This window comes from Salinisphaera sp. C84B14 (assembly GCF_040361435.1).
GTDB lineage: Bacteria > Pseudomonadota > Gammaproteobacteria > Nevskiales > Salinisphaeraceae > Salinisphaera.
On the sequence record NZ_APNL01000006.1, the window covers coordinates 125448 to 141897 of the forward strand.

Sequence of the window (16450 nt, forward strand, 5' to 3'; positions counted from 1 at the left end):
TCCTCAGTGGCCGAGATAGACTTCGATGACGCGCTCGTCGGCCTGCACCTTCTCCATCGGGCCCTCGGCGAGGATCTTGCCCTGATGCAGCACGGTGACCTTGCGGCCGATGTCCTTGACGAAATCCATGTCGTGTTCGATCACGATCACGGCACGGTTTTCCTTGATGCGGTTGAGCAGGGCGGCGGTCGCCTCACGCTCGGGCACGCTCATGCCGGCCACGGGTTCGTCGAGCATCAGCAGCTCCGGGTCCTGGATGAGCAACATGCCGATTTCCAGCCACTGCTTCTGGCCGTGGCTGAGCAGGCCGGCACTCATGTCCAGTTCGTCGACCAGATAGATGGTTTCGGCGATCTCGTTGATGCGGGCGACGAGCTTGGGCGTGCGCCGGAAGAACAGGCTGGATAGCACCGTGCGCCCGCCGGGCGACGACAGTTCCAGGTTCTGGCGCACCGTCAGGTTTTCGTAGATGGACGGCGTCTGGAACTTGCGACCGACCCCGGCATGCACGATCTGGTGCTCCGAGAGCTTGGTCAGGTCCTTGTTCTTGAACTTGATCTTGCCGCTGGTCGCACGGGTCTTGCCGCAGATCAGATCCAGCAGGGTGGTCTTGCCGGCCCCGTTCGGGCCGATGACCACCCGCAGCTCGTTGCGTTCGACATAGAAATTCAGTGCATCGATGGCCTTGAAGCCGTCGAAGGACACGCCGAGGTCCTCGACCTCGAGAATCATGGCGTTGCTCATCAGGCTTGCTCCTGCGGGGTGGCACCGGCAGACGACCGGCTGGCCGTGTCCGGCTTGTCGGTCGACGGCTTGGATTGGGATTTACGCCCGGGCATGAGCTTCGAGCCGTAGTCCGATACGAGACCGGCCAGACCGCGGGGGAAGAACATCACCACACCGATGAACAACGCGCCCATGACCACCGGCCAGATCTGCGGAAAGCTGTCGGACAACGAGGTCTTGGCCCAGCTGACGATGAACGCGCCACAGGCCGCACCGACGATCGACAGGCGCCCGCCCACCGCGCAGAACACCACCATCTCGATGGAGGCCACCGCGCCGATGAAGGTCGGCGACATGAAACCCACCTGCAGGGTGAAGAAGGCGCCGCCAATCGCTGCGAATACCGAGGCCATGACGAACACGAACACCTTCATGTTGGCTACGTCGTAGCCGGAAAAGCGTACCCGGTCTTCCTGGTCACGCATGGCGATGAGCAGGCGCCCGAAGCGGCTGTTGATGATGAAGTTGCCCACCAGCAGGCACAGCAGCAGGGCAACACAGCAGGCGTAGTAGAGGAGGTATTTGGCGCCGTCGGTCCGGATGTCCCAGCCGAGCAGCGTGCGCAAGTCGGTGATGCCGTTGATGCCGCCGGTATAACCCTGTTGGCCGACGATGAGAATGGTCAGGATCACCGCGATCGCCTGGGTGATGATGGCAAAGTACACGCCGCCCACGCGGCGCTTGAACATGGCATAGCCGATCAGCCAGGCAAAGAAGGCCGGCACCGCGATCACCGCGAAAACGGTAAACGCGAAGCTGTGGAAGGGCTCCCAGAACCAGGGCAGCTCGGTGAGCTGGTTCCAGTCCATGAAGTCGGGAATGCCCGGCGTGGTCTGGATCTTTGTGGCCTCCGGCGTGGAGGCTTCCAGCTTGAGGAACATGGCCATGCAATAGCCGCCCAGGCCGAAGAACACCCCCTGGCCCAGACTCAGGATGCCGCCATAGCCCCAGCACAGCACCAGCCCGACAGCCACGAAGGCATAGGTGAGGTACTTGCCGAACAGATTCAGACGAAAGATTTCGGTGGTGGCGGGCAGCAGCACCATCAGTATCGCGGCGACGACCGCGATCTGAATCAGCACTGTCGGGCCGCCGAATGCCTTGATGAAACGTTGCACGATGACTCTCCCGGGCCGCCTAGCGGCGCACCTTGCTGGCAAACAGGCCCTGCGGACGCAGCATGAGGATCACGACCACGGTGAGCAGGGTGAAGACCTTGGCCATCGAACCCGACCAGAAGAACGACAGGATCGACTGCGACTGGGCGATGCCGAACGCCGAAACCACGGTGCCCAGCAGACTGGCCGCGCCGCCGAACACGACCACCAGGAAGGTATCGACGATATACAGCGAGCCGGTGGTCGGCCCGGTGGAGGCGATGGTGGTGAAGGCGGCCCCGGCCACGCCGGCGATGCCGCAGCCCAGCGCAAAGGTCAGGCGATCGACGCGGTCGGTATTGATGCCGGCGGCGTTGGCCATGCTGCGGTTCTGGGTGGTGGCGCGTACCTTGATGCCCCAGCGCGAGCGATACAGCAGCGCGAACAGGGCGACGGTGAGTACGAGCGTGATCACCAGGATGAACAGCCCGTTGAGCGGGATATCGATCATGTCGGTGGCGCGGTAGGAGCCCAGCAGCCAGTCCGGCATGGTGACGGTCTTCTCGCGCGGGCCGAAGACCGAGCGAAAGACCTGCTGAAGAATCAGGCCCAGACCCCAGGTCGCCAGCAGCGTATCCAGCGGTCGGTTGTAGAGATAGCGGATCATGAACCGCTCGACCAGATAGCCGAGCGCGAACGTGCCGATGAATGCCGCAGCGATGGCGACGGGGAAGTACCAGGTGAGCGCGGTCGCGCCCCATTCGGCAGCCTGGTACGACACGAGATAGGTGATATAGGCGCCCAGCGTCAGGAATTCGCCGTGGGCCATGTTGATCACGCCCATCTGGCCGAAGATGATCGCCAGCCCCAGGGCCATGAGAAGAAAGACGCAGAACAGGCTCAGGCCTGAAAAACCCTGCATCACAAAGATTGCGGTCAATTCCTGTGCGGTGAAGTCGCCCATGGTTGCTCCCTTGACGATTGCCGGGACCGCACGGCCCCGGCAATCGGGTATTGCGCTTAGCGGTTAAGGGTTGGCTTAGTAGCCTTCCGGGAACGGGTTCGGCTCGATCACGTCGGACTCCCAGACCACCTTGGCCTGGCCGTCGCTGCCCCACTGGCCGATACGGGTACGCATCCATAGGTGATGGTTCGGGTCGACCTTGGTGTAGCCGTGCGGCATGCCTTCTTTCCATTCCATGTTGTCGGAGGCGGCGACCACCTTGTCGACGTCGAAACTGCCGGCTTTTTCGACCGCGCGCTTCCACAGCCAGGGGCCGAGATAGGCGGATTCGGTCACGTCGCCGATGACCGCGTCCTGCCCGTACTCTTTCTTGAACGCCGCCACGAATTCCTTGTTGGAGGGGATATCCAGGCTCTGGAAATACTTCATCGAGGAGTAGAAGCCTTCGACGTTCTGCTTGCCGATACCCAGCACCTCGTCTTCGGTGACCGAGATGGTGAGCATGGGCATACGATCAGCGGTCATGCCGGCGGCCTTGAGCTGCTTGAACCAGGCCACGTTCGAACCACCCACCACGGCGGCGAAGACCAGGTCCGGACGCTTGAGCTTGATCTTGTTGATCAGCGAGCCGAACTGGGTGTTGCCCAGCGGGTAGTAGTCCTCGCCAACCACGCGCCCGCCGAGATGCTTCTCGATATGGGTACGCGCGATCTTCATCGAGGTGCGCGGCCAGATATAGTCGGAGCCGACCAGATAGAAGCTCTTGGCGCCGAGTTCTTCGTTCGCCCAGTTGAGCGCGGCCAGAATCTGCTGGGTGGCTTCCTGGCCGGTATAGAACACGTTCTTCGACTGTTCCAGGCCTTCATAGAAGGTCGGGTAATAGAGCAGGCCGTTATTCTGTTCGAATACCGGCAGTACCGCCTTGCGCGAGGCCGAGGTCCAGCAGCCGAACACGGTGGCGACCTTGTCGCCCTGTAGCAGCTTGCGGGCTTTTTCGGCGAAGGTGGGCCAGTCGCTGGCGCCGTCTTCAACGGTGTATTCGATCTGACGGCCGAGGATGCCGCCCTGTTCGTTGATCTGCTTGATGGCGAGCTTTTCGGCCTGAATCGAGCCGGTTTCGCTGATCGCCATGGTGCCGGTCAGCGAATGCAGGATGCCGACCTTGACGGTGTCGTCGGTGACGGCCAGGCCGGTGGTCATGACCTCGTCGGTGGGCGGGGTTGCCGCATGGGCGGTGCCGAACAGCGCGGACGCGCCCAGCGTCACCGCGGTCAGGCCGGCGAGCCACGATCGGCTCAGGGTATGCAGGTTCATCGAGAATCTCCCTTTGGATAACGAAACGGGTGCGATAGCTGCGGCTTTGCAAAGTCCGGGCCAATGCCGGCGGCCTCGCTCGTTATCCAGACTGGCGTGTCCGGTCGAAGCCGCCCATACGCCGATCAACGCACCGACCTACGTCATTCGACGTAGACGCTGGCCCGTTTCCTGCAGGGGCGAGTGATTACCATCGGGCCCAATCGCCCGTTCGCTTTCCAACCGACAGCTTCATGGACAACGGCCCCCAACGCATCGTCAAGATCCGTCGTGCCTACAACCGCTGGGTGGGCGACGAAACGCTTGAGGACTACGCGCTGCGCTTCACCGCCCGCAGCTTTCGCAAATGGTCGGAACTGCGTATCGCCAGCACCGCGCTGGGTGGCATTTCTTTTCTCGCGCTGGAGGCCATCGGCGCGGTGCTGATGATGGGCTATGGCTTCACCAACGCCGCCTGGGCCATCGTCGCGGTTTGCACCGCCATATTTCTGGTCGGCCTGCCGATCAGCTATTACGCCGCCCGCTACGGCGTCGATATCGACCTGCTCACCCGCGGCGCAGGCTTCGGCTATCTGGGTTCGACGTTCACGTCGCTGATCTATGCCAGCTTCACGTTTTTATTCTTCGCCCTCGAAGCGGCCATCATGGGCCAGGCGATCTCGATGTATTTCGGGGTGTCGCTGCCAGTGGCCTATCTGATCAGCGCGCTGGCCGTGATTCCGCTGGTGACCTTCGGTATCACCGCGATCAACCGCTTGCAGTGGTTCACCCAGCCGGTCTGGCTGATCCTGCTCGTATTGCCTTACCTCGCGATCGCTCTCGAGCGGCCCGAAACCTTCACCGACTTCGCCGGCTTCACGGGCCGTCAGCACGACGGCAGCTTCAGCTGGAGTGCATTCGGGGCCGCCTGCAGCGTGGCACTCGCGCTGATCGGCCAGATCGGCGAACAGGTGGATTACCTGCGTTTTCTGCCGGAGAAAAAGCCTGCCAATCGAACGCGTTGGTGGCTTGCGGTGGTGGCTGCCGGGCCGGGTTGGGTGGTCATCGGGGGGCTGAAGATGTTCGGTGGGGCGCTGCTGGCGTTTCTGGCCCTTCAACACCAGCTGCCGTTCGATCAGGCGACCGAGCCGACCCATATGTATCAGGTGGCCTTCGGCTATGTGTTCGACTCGCCCGGCGTGGTGCTGGCTGCCACCGTGGCGTTCGTGATCGTGTCGCAGATCAAGATCAACGTCACCAATGCCTATGCCGGGTCGCTGGCCTGGTCGAACTTCTTTGCCCGGGTCACGCGCAGTCATCCGGGGCGAGTCGTGTGGCTGGTGTTCAACGTGCTCATCGCACTGATTCTGCTCGAGGTCGGCGTGTTTTCGGCGATCGAAGGCGTGCTCGGGCTCTACGCGAACGTCGCCGCCGCCTGGATCGGTGCGTTGGCAGCTGATCTGGTCATCAACAAACCGCTGGGGCTGTCGCCGAAGGGTATCGAGTTCAAGCGCGCGCATCTTTACGACATCAACCCGGTCGGCATTGGCGCGCTCACCCTCGCAAGCGGGTTGTCGCTGGCCGCCTACACCGGCCTGTTTGGCCATGCGGCACGCGCGGCCGCGCCGCTGCTGGCCCTGGGCGGCGCATTTGTTACCGCGCCCCTGATCGCCTGGCTCACGCGCGGGCGCTTCTACCTCGCCCGCACCCCGGCGCGGCCGGTACAGCTGGCGCCGGACGGCAGCGCCCAGGCGCGCTGCGTGTTGTGCGGCAACCATTTCGAAACGGATGACATGGCGCTGTGCCCGGCCTATCGCGGCAGTATCTGTTCGTTGTGCTGCAGTCTCGACATGCGCTGTGGTGATCTTTGCCGGCCGCAGGCCACCGCCTCGGCACAGGCCGCGGCCGTGGTTCGCCGCGCGCTGCCGAAATCCCTGCTGCCGCATCTGTATACGCGGCTGATGCGCTACGGCGCGGTGCTGTGCCTGCTCAGCGTGGTCGTGTTCGGCGCGCTGGTCGCGGTCTATGCCCAGGTCGCACCGCTGGTATCGGCGGCCGATACGGCACGCTTGTTCGATATCTTTCTGCGCACCTTTTTGTTGATGACCGCGCTGACCGGCGTGCTCGCCTGGTGGCTGGTGCTCACCCGCGAAGCGCGCACCGTGGCCCAACAGGAAACCACGCGCCAGACCCAGCTGCTCATGCGCGAGATTCGGGCTCATAAGGAAACCGATGCCAAGCTGCAGAAGGCGACCACCGAGGCCGAAGCCGCCAACCGGGCCAAAAGCCGCTATGTTTCGGGTCTGAGTCACGAGCTGCGTACGCCGCTCAACAACGTGCTTGGCTATACCCAGCTATTGCAGCGGGATACGCGCCTGGATGCAGCCCAGTCCGCGAAGCTGGCCACGATTCAGCGCAGCGGCGAGCACCTGCTAGCGCTCGTCGACGGGCTGCTCGATATCGCGCGTATCGAGGCCGGACGCATCAATCTCAATATCGGCGAGATTCATACCGCAGCGCTGCTGGAGCAGATCGATGCCATGTTCGCGCCCCAGGCCCGCGCGAAGGGCCTCGAATTCCGGATCGAGCGGGTGGGGCGTATCCCGGAGATCGTGCGCGGCGACGAGCAGCGCCTGCGCCAGATCCTGATCAACCTGGTCGGCAACGCGATCCGCTTCACCCGCACCGGTTTGGTGCGGCTGCGTATCGGCTATGCCTGGGAGGTGGCCACATTCGAGGTCATCGATACCGGTCCGGGTATTGCCGAGGACAAGCTCGAACAGATTTTCCTGCCCTTCGAGCGCCTCGACGCCGACCTGAGCGGCCTGACCAGCGGCACCGGACTGGGCTTGACCATCTGCCAGCTGCTGACCCAGTTCATGGGCGGTGAACTCGCCGTCAAGGCCGCAGACGGCGGCGGTACACACTTCACGCTGCGCGTGTTTCTGGCGCGGGGCAAAAAGGGCGACGCGGCCGCAGGTCGGAACGCCGGCCACACGGTCGCCGGCTACAGCGGGCCGCGACGCCATATATTGCTGGTTGACGACCTGGCCGACCAGCGCGCGATTCTGCGCGACTTTCTCGAGCCGCTGGGCTTTGCTATCGACGAGTGCGGTGACGGCCCCAGCGCGCTGCACTGGCTGGCGACCGAGCGCAGCGACGCGATCATCATGGATGTGGCCATGCCCGGCATGGACGGCTTCGAAATCGCACGAATCGTGCGTGAGCGCGGTCTGAGCGAAGCGCCGATTCTGGTGGTTTCGGCCAATGCCTATGGCGAGGACGTCGCCCGCAGCGAGGCCGCCGGCTGTGATGCGTTCCTGCCCAAGCCGGTGGATATCGCACGTCTTCAGGCCACCCTGGCAACGTTATTGCATCTGGATTGGGTGCACGAGGGAAAACCGGCCGCGCCTGGCATCGACGTCGAGGCCCGTTCGTTGCCCGCGGCGGCTGTGCCGCCACGGCTTGTCCGACGTCTGGCGGCAGCGATCGATACCGGCATCATGGACGGCGTCGTGGCGGTGCTCGACGAAATCGAACGCCTCGAACCGGAGTCCGCGCCGCAGCTGCAGCCGCTGCGTGACGCGGCTCGCGGCTTCGAGTTCGAGCGCCTGCGGCGGCTGGCGGCATCGCTATCGGGCTCGATCGCAGAGCAGGGAGACAAGGCATGAATGTGGCTTACGAATACGACGATCCGGCGCATGCCGGCGCGGCCACGCCGCGTACCGTGCGCGGCGTGGTGCTGGTGGTCGACGATCAGCCCCAGATGCTGGCGCTGCTGTCCGAGGTTCTGGGCGCCGCCGGCTATACGGTGATCGCCGCCACCGACGGGCCCTCGGCGCTTGAACGCGCGCGCATGATCACGCCCGACGTGGTCCTGCTTGATGCGCGCATGCCCGGCATGGACGGCTTCGAAGTCTGTCTGCGCATGAACGCCGATGCATCGCTGGCCGGCGTGCCCGTGATCTTCATGACCGGGCTCACCGAAAGCGAACATATCGTCAAGGGCTTTCGGGCCGGCGGGGCCGACTATGTCACCAAGCCGGTCAAGCCGGATGAAGTGTGCGTTCGCGTGGAAGCGCATCTCAAGCGGGCCCAGGCGCAGCGCCGGGCCGATATGGTGGTCAACGCCGGCGGGCGGGCGGCGATCATCGCCGACGACGAGGGCTGTGTGCGCTGGCACAGCTCGCGGGCGGCGGCGTACTTGCAGCGCTATTTGGACGATGCCCAGACCGGCATGCTCCCGAGCGGACTCCTGCGCTGGCTGCGCCAGGCGGAACCGTCTTCACGCCCGTACGAAATCGTCCACGGGCAGGCGCGGCTGTCCATTCGTCTGGCGGGCCCGGCGGGGGCCGACGGCTGGATACTCACGCTGGTGGAATTCGATGACGAAGCCTCGGTCAACGATTTCGTCGAGCGGTTCGGGCTGACGCTGCGCCAGGCCGAAGTATTGCTGTGGGTATCGCGCGGCAAGACCAACCGAGATATCGGCGAGATTCTGGATATGAAGCCGCGTACCGTGAATAAACACCTTGAGCACATCTTTCCGAAGCTCGGTGTCGAGACGCGTGCGGCCGCAGCAGCGACGGCTTTGCAGGTAATCGGGCCTTGAGGCCGAAAGGCCAGCTCTTACGCCGGGCGCCGATCGGCCCAGCGCAGCCAGCGGCGTACCAGCCGAATACTTAGCCAAAGCGTGACCAGAAGCCAGCCCGCGGTTGCAACGAATACCGCCAGCATGAGCGTGCCGATGCCCAGCTCGGGCCAGGCGGCTGCGAGGGTCTGCGCGGGGTGGGGTGCGTAGGCCAGGGTATTGAGCACGGTCATGGCGCTGGTAAAAAGCGTCGGCAGGGCGGCCAGTGGCGCCAGCAGAACCAGCAGCAAAGCGATCGCCGACAGCGCGTGGTGGCGGCCCAGCCAGCGATGGTGCGAGGCGAGCAGGGCGTTCTGCCCGGCGGCGGCCCACCAGTGCAGCAGGGCGATGACCGCCATCACCGGGATCAGCAGAATGCCCACCCCCAGCCAAAGCGCCGCCACCATGGCGCCCGCGGCGAGATAGCCGGCGGTGACGCTGGCGCCCGGTTCGACGGTCGCGGTATTCATGCGGTGGGCATGGCCCGATGCTCGGCAAAGGCGAGCACGCCGCGGATGAAGCGATACACGCCCCAGACCCAGAGAATCGCATAGCCCAGAAAGCCGACCACGACGTAGACGAGCACCAGGCAAATCAGCGACCAGAGCACGGTGAACCAGAACGTGCGCATCAGCCAGCGGTGGTGGCTGTAGGCAACCGGGTCGCGACAGTCACGCATCTTGACGTGATTGATGATCACGCCGGCCACCGCGGTGAGGCCGTTAAAGAAACCGAGCCCGTAGAGGACATAGGTCACCAGAAGGACGTTGCGTTCGAGTTCGCGCCGGCTGACGCCGGTATGGTCGAGTTCCTGACTCATGGGCTGATCCGTTTTACTTGATGAAGAGCGCGGTTTTGCAGCCTCTGTTTGCTAGAATCGCGAATACTCAAGACGCTCAACGCCCGGTATCCGCATGCTTCAACTGTTCACGCACAATCGCAGTGTGTCCGCGCATCGCGTGCGCATCGCGCTCAACTACAAGGGCGTGTCCTACAAGTCGATCTTTACCGACATGGACCATGCCCGCGGCGATCGCCTGAGTTATCTCAACGTCAATCCGCAAGGGCTCATTCCCGCGCTCTGGGCCGAGGATGACCTGGTCATTTCCCAGTCTTCGGCCATTCTAGAGTATCTGGAAGAGCGCTATCCTGAACGGCCGCTGTTGCATGGCGATATCGCCGAGCGCGCACGAATTCGCTCTTTCGCCCAGGTGGCGATCGCGGATACCCATCCGTTGAATAATCTGCGCGTGCTGCGCTATCTGCGCGACGACATGAACGTGCCCTACGAAAAACGGCGCGAATGGTTCGAGCACTGGATCCACAAGGCTTTTGCGCCGATGGAATCGATCCTCGCCAATCATGCCCGCGAGCACGACGAACAAAGCTACTGCTTTACCGAAAAGCCCAGCCTGGCCGATGTCTGTCTGGTTCCGCAGGTATCCATGGCAGAGCGCTACGACGTCAATCTCAGCGACTACCCGACCATTCGGCGCGTCTATCGTGCCTGCATGACGCTGGCCGCGTTCCAGGCCGCCGATCCGGACAACCAGCCCGATACCCGCTGAATCCGCGACCACCACCGGCCCCGGCCAGCGCTTGCTAAGCGCCGGCTCGTGCGCCCCGGTGGGGCCGCGTCTTATGGCGCGGCACCGCGGGACGCGCCTTAGTGCTTGTTAATGCTGCATGCCCCGGTCTAGGGTGACAGCATCGACATATGCAGAAGGTCAGGGCGGGTGATGAGCACAATAGCCACGATAGTTGCAGATGTGCGGGCACGGGCAAGCAGCTTCGAACCCGCCGAGCGCCGCGACCTGTTGTTGCGCTTCGTCGACGCCTGGTTCGAGGGCATCACCCTCGACGAGCTGGCGGCCCGATCCGTCGAGGCGCTGTATGCGGCCGTCTGCGAGCAGTTCGAGCTGCTGTGCGCGCCGCGCCAGAAGCGCGATCTCACGGTCGTTGCCCGCAATCTGGACGGCAGCGAAGGTTATTGCGATACCGCGCTGCTCGTGCTCGCCGATGACATGACCTTTATCGTCGATACCGTGAGCATGGCGGTACGCGAGGCTGGCGCGGATATCGACTGGATGATGCACCCCATTCTGCGGGTCAGCCGCAACGCCGAGGGTGTGCCCACCGATATTCGCAGCGCGGCCGACAGCGCCGAACACGGCGATGAAGAATCCTTGCTGCGCCTGGAATTCGCGGCCCCCGCGGGGCTCGATCGCGACGCGCTGACCGAGCGGGTGCGTGGCAATCTCAGCGACCTGGCCCGTGTTGTCGGCGACTGGCAGGCCATGCGTCGGCAGCTGCAGAAGGTCGTGGCCGAGCTCGATACCGTGCCCAGCGGCATGGATATCGACGAATGCGAACAGACCCAGGCCTTTCTGCGCTGGCTCGCCGACGATCACTTCACGCTGCTGGGCTATCGCCAGCGCGAAGTACAGATCGGCGAAGACGACGCCGACACCATGGTCGATATACCCGGCACCAGTCTCGGCCTGCTGCGCGAAGACCGCGAGGATATCGACCCCGACGGCTATGTCGCGCCGGCCGCGGCGCTGGATAAATACAGCCAGTCGGCGCGCATTCTGGTGGTGGCCAAGGCCAACCGGCGTTCGTGGATCCACCACGCCGAAACCATGGACGTGATCGCCATCAAGCGCATGGACGACATGGGCAACGTGATCGGTGCCCATCGTTTTCTGGGCCTGTTTTCGGGCGAGGCCTATGCCATGAGCCCACGCCAGATACCGCTGCTGCGCCAGAAGGTGCGCGACGTGGCGGCACGAGCGGCGCTGCGACCGCGTTCGCACAGCGCCAAGAGCCTGCGCTACATCCTGGAAACCTTCCCCCGCGACGAGTTGTTCCAGTCCTCCGAGGAGGAGTTGTACAACACCGTCATGGGCGTGCTCGGCATGCGCGAAACAGAGCGTCTGCGGCTGTTCATGCGCCGCGATCGCTATGCCCGTTTCTATTCCTGTCTGGTCTATGTGCCGCGGGAACGCTACACGCTCGGCCTGCGCGAACAGATCCAGGCCGAGCTCGAGCGCAGCCTGCAGGGGCGTGCCCAGGAATCGGATGCCCAGTTCCTGCGCGGCGCGCTGGTGCGAATCCATTACCAGATCGCGATCGAGGCCGAGAGCGGCGATACGCCCGACGCCCGCAGCCTCGAACAGATCCTGATCGCCGTCACCCGCGCCTGGCCGGATCGTTTTGCGGCCGCCGCGGAGGCCCGCGGCCAGATCATGCCGGCCTATGCGCGCGCTTTCGACAGCGCCTATCGGGAACGCTTTTCGGCCCAGACCGCTGTCGACGATGCCATGCTTCTTTCAAGCGTGGACACGGGAGCGGCGCCGCGGTTACGGGTCGTGGGCGTCGATGCCGACACCGTCCAGCTCAAGCTGTACGGCAACGGCGAGGAAACACCGCTGTCGGCGACCATGCCGATTCTCGAGAACTTCGGGCTGTCGGTACATACGCAGCGGCCCTACCGGGTGGAACGCGCCGGCCAGGATCCACAGTGGATTCACGAATACGAAGCCGACCATCCCGATGCCCAGGCGCTGGCCGAGAACGGCTGCGGCGACAACGTGGCCGAGGCGTTTTCTGCGGTCATCTCGGGCAGCGCAGAAAACGACGGCCTGAACCGACTGATCGTGAGCGCCGGCTTCACCCCGCGCCAGGTGGTGCTGGTGCGCACCATCACCCGTTATTTGTTGCAGACCGAGCTGCCGTTTTCGCCCGACTATATCCAGCAGCAGCTGGCCGTTCATGCCGATCGGGTCGAGCAGTTCGTGCAGCTGTTCGAGGCGCGTTTCGACCCCGCGCGCGCGGTGGTCGACGACGAGGCCCGGCTGGCCGAAATCGATGTCGCGCTCGACGAGGTGGCCAGCCTCGACGCCGACCGTGTGCTGCGGGCGTTCTATGGCGTGGTGAAAGCCGCGCTGCGCACCAACTACTATCAGCGCGACGAAAACGGCGCATTCAAGGCCTATGTCAGCATCAAGCTCGACCCGGCCTTGATGCCGGAGCTGCCGCGCCCGCTGCCGATGTTCGAAACCTTCGTGTACGCGCCGGAGATCGAAGGCGTGCATCTGCGCGGTGGCAAGGTGGCACGCGGCGGGCTGCGCTGGTCGGACCGGCGCGAGGATTTCCGTACCGAAGTGCTGGGGCTGATGAAGGCGCAGATGGTCAAGAACGCGGTCATCGTGCCGGTCGGCGCCAAGGGCGGGTTCGTGGTCAAGAACGCGCCGGCCGACGAAACCCGCGAGATGCGCCAGGCCCGCGGCATCGCCTGCTACAAGATATTCATTCGCGGCCTGCTGGATATCACCGACAACCGCGTTGGCTCGGCGATCGAGCCGCCTGCGGACGTGGTGCGTCGCGACGGCGACGACCCCTATCTGGTGGTCGCCGCCGACAAGGGCACGGCCACGTTCTCGGATATCGCCAACGGTCTGTCGCAGGCCTACGGTTTCTGGCTCGACGATGCCTTTGCCTCGGGTGGTTCGGCCGGCTACGACCACAAGGCCATGGGCATTACCGCGCGCGGCGCCTGGGAAGGGGTGAAGCGGCATTTCCGGGAAATGGGCCGCGATATCCAGCGCGAGCCGTTCACGGTGGTGGGCATTGGTGATATGGCCGGCGACGTGTTCGGCAACGGCATGCTGCTGTCGGAGCAGATCAAGCTGGTCGCGGCCTTTAACCACATGCATATCTTCATCGATCCGAACCCGGACCCGGCGGTGAGTTTTGCCGAGCGCAAACGTCTATTCGAGCAGCCGCGATCGGCCTGGAGCGACTACGACAGCACGCTGATTTCGCCGGGCGGCGGCGTGTTCGACCGCAACGCCAAGACCGTCGAGCTCTCCGACGAGGCTCGGGCTGCCCTGGATATCGACGCCAAACGCCTGAGCCCGCTGGAACTGATCAACCGCATTCTCAAGGCGCCGGTCGATCTGCTCTGGAACGGCGGTATCGGCACCTATGTGAAAGCGCGCACCGAATCTCATGCCGACGTGGGCGATCGCGCCAACGACGGGCTGCGCGTCAACGGGCACGAGCTGCGCTGCGCTGCAGTGGGCGAGGGCGGCAATCTGGGGCTGACCCAGGCCGGGCGCATCGAATATGCCCTGGCCGGCGGGCGTCTTAATACCGATGCCATCGACAACTCAGGCGGGGTGGATTCCTCCGACCTCGAGGTCAATATCAAGATCGCGCTGGGCACGGTCGAAGCGGCGGCCACGCTGACCCGCGAGGATCGCAACACGCTGCTGGCTTCCATGACGCCGGAGGTGATCGAGCTGGTGCTGGCGACCAACTATCTGCAGACCCAGCAGATCAGCCTCATGGAAGCCGAAGGGCTGACCCGCTTCGATGAGCAGGTCAGCTTCATGCGCGCGCTCGAACGCGAAGGCCGGCTCGATCGACGGCTGGAACGCCTGCCCGATGACGAAACCATCGAGGAACGCGCACGCAATCGCCAGGGGCTGAGCCGCCCGGAGCTGGCCGTGCTCATTTCGTATAGCAAGATCGCCCTGGCCGACAGCGTGCTCGCCAGCGACCTGCCCGACGACCCCTGGTTCGCCCAGCTGCTGGAGGCGGGATTTCCGCACGCCATGGTCGAGCAGTTTCCGGATGCTGTTCTCCAGCACCGGCTCAAACGCGAGCTGATCACCACGCTGCTGACCAACCAGATGGTGGACCGCCTGGGTATCGCCACCGCGCACCGGCTGCCGGCCGGCTTCGGTTCGCGCATGGATTCGGCCGTGCGTGCCTACGTGCTGGCCGATGCCTGGCTGGGCGGCGAAGCCCTGTTCACCGAGATCGAGTCGCTCGACAATCGTCTGGCCACCGATCATCAGTATGCCCTGCACCGAATCGTGATCGGACTGCTCAAGCATGCGATGAGCTGGTGGCTGGGTACGCCGGGTATCGACGGCGATCTGTCGAGCCTGGTGGCGCGCTATCAAAACGACGCCCGTCGGCTGCTGGCGCATTTGCCGGACTATCTGGTCGGCGGCTATGCCGAACGCTGGCAGGCCGACCACGATGCCTGGGTCGCGACCGGATTGGATACCGAGTTCGCGAGTCGCATCGCCAGCGCCAACGCCGGCGGCGGCATCATGGACGTGGTGTCGCTGGCCGAGGAGCGCGGGCGCGATATCGAATCCGTGGCCGCGCTGTATTTCGCGGTTGGTGACCTGTTGTCGGTGGACTGGCTACAGGATGCGATTCATGGCCTGCCCGCGGACGGTCGCTGGGCGGCACTGGCACGCACCAGCCTGCGCGGCGACAGCTACCGTATCCATCAGCAGATCGTCGCTCAGGTGCTCGACGTGGCCGGCGACGAGCCGCTGGCCGCATGGCAGGCGGCGAACGAGCGCACGCTTGCCTTCATCGTCGCGCGTATGGACGAGCTCAGGGCCATCGATCAGCCGGGCCATGCGCACCTCACCGTGGCGGTACGCGATATGGCCCGGCTGGCCACGGCCCGACCCACCAGCCTGGGAGGCGCTGCCTGAACGACTCCGCGCGGCCGGCGTCCGGGCTGCCCGCAGTCACGCCGCCTTCGCGCATGGCGTGGGTGCTGGTGTTCGGCGCCATGCTCGTGTTCGCTGCGGCCGGCTTTGGTGTCCAGTATCTGCTGTCGCCGTCGCCGATCGGCTTGAGCAGCTTCAACGCCCTGCATTTCGAGATCAACTATCTCGACCATGGCTTTGTCAGGCGGGCCCTCGTGGGCACGCTGTTTCAGGCCGTGCCCGAAGCTGCGCGCACGAACGCGATTCTGGTTTTCGGCTGGGCGGTCATCGCCGCGCTGGCCGCGCTCGTCACCGCCGTGCTCCACGTGCTGCACAGTCGCATGAGCGGTGATTCGTTGCGGCTGCTGGCCATGCTATGGATCGCCGCGCCGTGGACGTTCCTGAATTTCGGCTACGACTTCGCCCGCCTGGATCAGCTCAATCTGCTGCTGCTCGCGTTGAGTCTGTGGCTGGTCTATCGAAACCGCGTTATATGGCTGGCGCTGGTCAGTGTGTTCGGCCTGCTGATTCACGAGGCCTATCTCTTCTATGGCCTGACTCCGGTGCTGGCCTATGGCTGGGTGCGGTATCGCGCCGCTTCGGCAACCACCGCCTGCCGGCGGCTGGCGCTGCCGATTGCCGCCGCGCTGACGACGCTGGCCACGATCGCCCTGATCGGTCGCTACGAACCGGGCCGCGCGCGCCTGATCGAAAGCCTCAAGCCGCGTCTGGCCGATCCGAACCACAACGCGCTCAACGTCTGGCTGCGCAGCGGGCTGGAAAATCCCGAATACGTGGTCGCACGGCTGGGGCATGGGCTGTTCGGTGCGTTGGAGCTGGTCGCCATGGCCGGCATGGTGCTGGTGACGGCAGCTGCGCTTGTCGGCCTGTCGTACGCGAACGACCGTCGGCCCGATCCGTTCCTGTTGTCGCCGCTGGCGGTTGTCCCGCTGTTTTGCTTTGGTATCGACTACGCAAGATGGGCCGGGCTGATCGCGATCCTGGCGCTCGTCGTCGTGACCACGCGCCTGCTCGACGGCAAGTTTTATGTGCAGCACGGGCGGCACTCGGCGTATCTGTATGGCGGGTTGTGTTTGGCGCTGCTGGCTGGGCCTCTGGGCACGGTCCATGCGTTGCCGTTATGGGGGCCGTGATG

General features: G+C 64.4%; 11 protein-coding genes. 5 read left to right on the plus strand and 6 right to left on the minus strand.

Going from position 1 to position 16450, the window contains the following annotated elements; genetic code table 11:
• Positions 1-3: 3 nt before the first annotated feature.
• From urtD to urtA, 4 genes are all read right to left on the minus strand, one after another.
• Positions 4-744, minus strand: coding sequence for an urea ABC transporter ATP-binding protein UrtD (urtD, locus tag C84B14_RS06995; protein WP_353222869.1), 741 nt, complete (start codon positions 742-744; stop codon positions 4-6).
• On the minus strand, positions 744-1907 hold the full coding sequence (gene urtC / locus C84B14_RS07000) for an urea ABC transporter permease subunit UrtC (RefSeq protein ID WP_502949897.1): 1164 nt from the start codon (positions 1905-1907) through the stop codon (positions 744-746). The genes urtD and urtC overlap by 1 nt, the downstream gene beginning before the upstream one ends.
• Positions 1908-1923: 16 nt before the next feature.
• A complete protein-coding gene (urtB, locus tag C84B14_RS07005) occupies positions 1924-2847 on the minus strand; it encodes an urea ABC transporter permease subunit UrtB (RefSeq protein ID WP_353222871.1) in 924 nt (307 codons plus the stop codon).
• A gap of 75 nt (positions 2848-2922) precedes the next feature.
• Positions 2923-4161 (minus strand): urea ABC transporter substrate-binding protein, encoded by a 1239-nt coding sequence (gene urtA / locus C84B14_RS07010; RefSeq protein WP_353222873.1) that lies wholly within the window; start codon positions 4159-4161, stop codon positions 2923-2925.
• Between the two features lie 233 nt (positions 4162-4394).
• Between urtA and C84B14_RS07015 the strand changes: the two genes are divergently transcribed.
• Positions 4395-7811 (plus strand): ATP-binding protein, encoded by a 3417-nt coding sequence (locus C84B14_RS07015; RefSeq protein WP_353222875.1) that lies wholly within the window; start codon positions 4395-4397, stop codon positions 7809-7811.
• Complete coding sequence (locus tag C84B14_RS07020) at positions 7808-8752, plus strand: response regulator (protein WP_353222877.1); 945 nt, start codon at positions 7808-7810, stop codon at positions 8750-8752. The genes C84B14_RS07015 and C84B14_RS07020 overlap by 4 nt, the downstream gene beginning before the upstream one ends.
• 17 nt (positions 8753-8769) lie before the next feature.
• On the opposite strand, the gene C84B14_RS07025 is transcribed toward C84B14_RS07020, so the two are convergent.
• A complete protein-coding gene (locus C84B14_RS07025) occupies positions 8770-9240 on the minus strand; it encodes a hypothetical protein (RefSeq protein ID WP_348767124.1) in 471 nt (156 codons plus the stop codon).
• Positions 9237-9590, minus strand: a complete 354-nt coding sequence (locus C84B14_RS07030; RefSeq protein WP_353222879.1) for a DUF4870 family protein — start codon at positions 9588-9590, stop codon at positions 9237-9239. The genes C84B14_RS07025 and C84B14_RS07030 overlap by 4 nt, the downstream gene beginning before the upstream one ends.
• Positions 9591-9684: 94 nt before the next feature.
• Here C84B14_RS07030 and maiA point away from each other — a divergent pair, with 94 nt between their 5' ends.
• The 3 genes from maiA to C84B14_RS07045 all read left to right on the plus strand — a co-directional run bounded on the left by maiA (position 9685) and on the right by C84B14_RS07045 (position 16448).
• Positions 9685-10338 carry a maleylacetoacetate isomerase gene (gene maiA, locus C84B14_RS07035; RefSeq protein ID WP_348767126.1) on the plus strand — a complete coding sequence of 218 codons (654 nt, stop codon included), beginning with the start codon at positions 9685-9687 and terminating at the stop codon, positions 10336-10338.
• 171 nt (positions 10339-10509) lie between these two features.
• A complete protein-coding gene (locus tag C84B14_RS07040; protein WP_353222881.1) occupies positions 10510-15297 on the plus strand; it encodes an NAD-glutamate dehydrogenase in 4788 nt (1595 codons plus the stop codon).
• 53 nt (positions 15298-15350) lie between these two features.
• Positions 15351-16448 (plus strand): Rv1490 family membrane protein, encoded by a 1098-nt coding sequence (locus tag C84B14_RS07045; protein ID WP_353222883.1) that lies wholly within the window; start codon positions 15351-15353, stop codon positions 16446-16448.
• The last annotated feature ends 2 nt before the right edge of the window (positions 16449-16450 follow it).

Bases quoted from the DNA above. Each gene is read 5' to 3' on its own strand.
- urtD (WP_353222869.1), bottom strand. From the start codon at position 744: ATGAGCAACGCCATGATTCTCGAGGTCGAGGACCTCGGCGTGTCCTTC.
- urtB (WP_353222871.1), bottom strand. From the start codon at position 2,847: ATGGGCGACTTCACCGCACAGGAATTGACCGCAATCTTTGTGATGCAG.
- urtA (WP_353222873.1), bottom strand. From the start codon at position 4,161: ATGAACCTGCATACCCTGAGCCGATCGTGGCTCGCCGGCCTGACCGCG.
- C84B14_RS07015 (WP_353222875.1), top strand. From the start codon at position 4,395: ATGGACAACGGCCCCCAACGCATCGTCAAGATCCGTCGTGCCTACAAC.
- C84B14_RS07020 (WP_353222877.1), top strand. From the start codon at position 7,808: ATGAATGTGGCTTACGAATACGACGATCCGGCGCATGCCGGCGCGGCC.
- C84B14_RS07025 (WP_348767124.1), bottom strand. From the start codon at position 9,240: ATGAATACCGCGACCGTCGAACCGGGCGCCAGCGTCACCGCCGGCTAT.
- C84B14_RS07030 (WP_353222879.1), bottom strand. From the start codon at position 9,590: ATGAGTCAGGAACTCGACCATACCGGCGTCAGCCGGCGCGAACTCGAA.
- maiA (WP_348767126.1), top strand. From the start codon at position 9,685: ATGCTTCAACTGTTCACGCACAATCGCAGTGTGTCCGCGCATCGCGTG.
- C84B14_RS07040 (WP_353222881.1), top strand. From the start codon at position 10,510: ATGAGCACAATAGCCACGATAGTTGCAGATGTGCGGGCACGGGCAAGC.
- C84B14_RS07045 (WP_353222883.1), top strand. From the start codon at position 15,351: ATGGCGTGGGTGCTGGTGTTCGGCGCCATGCTCGTGTTCGCTGCGGCC.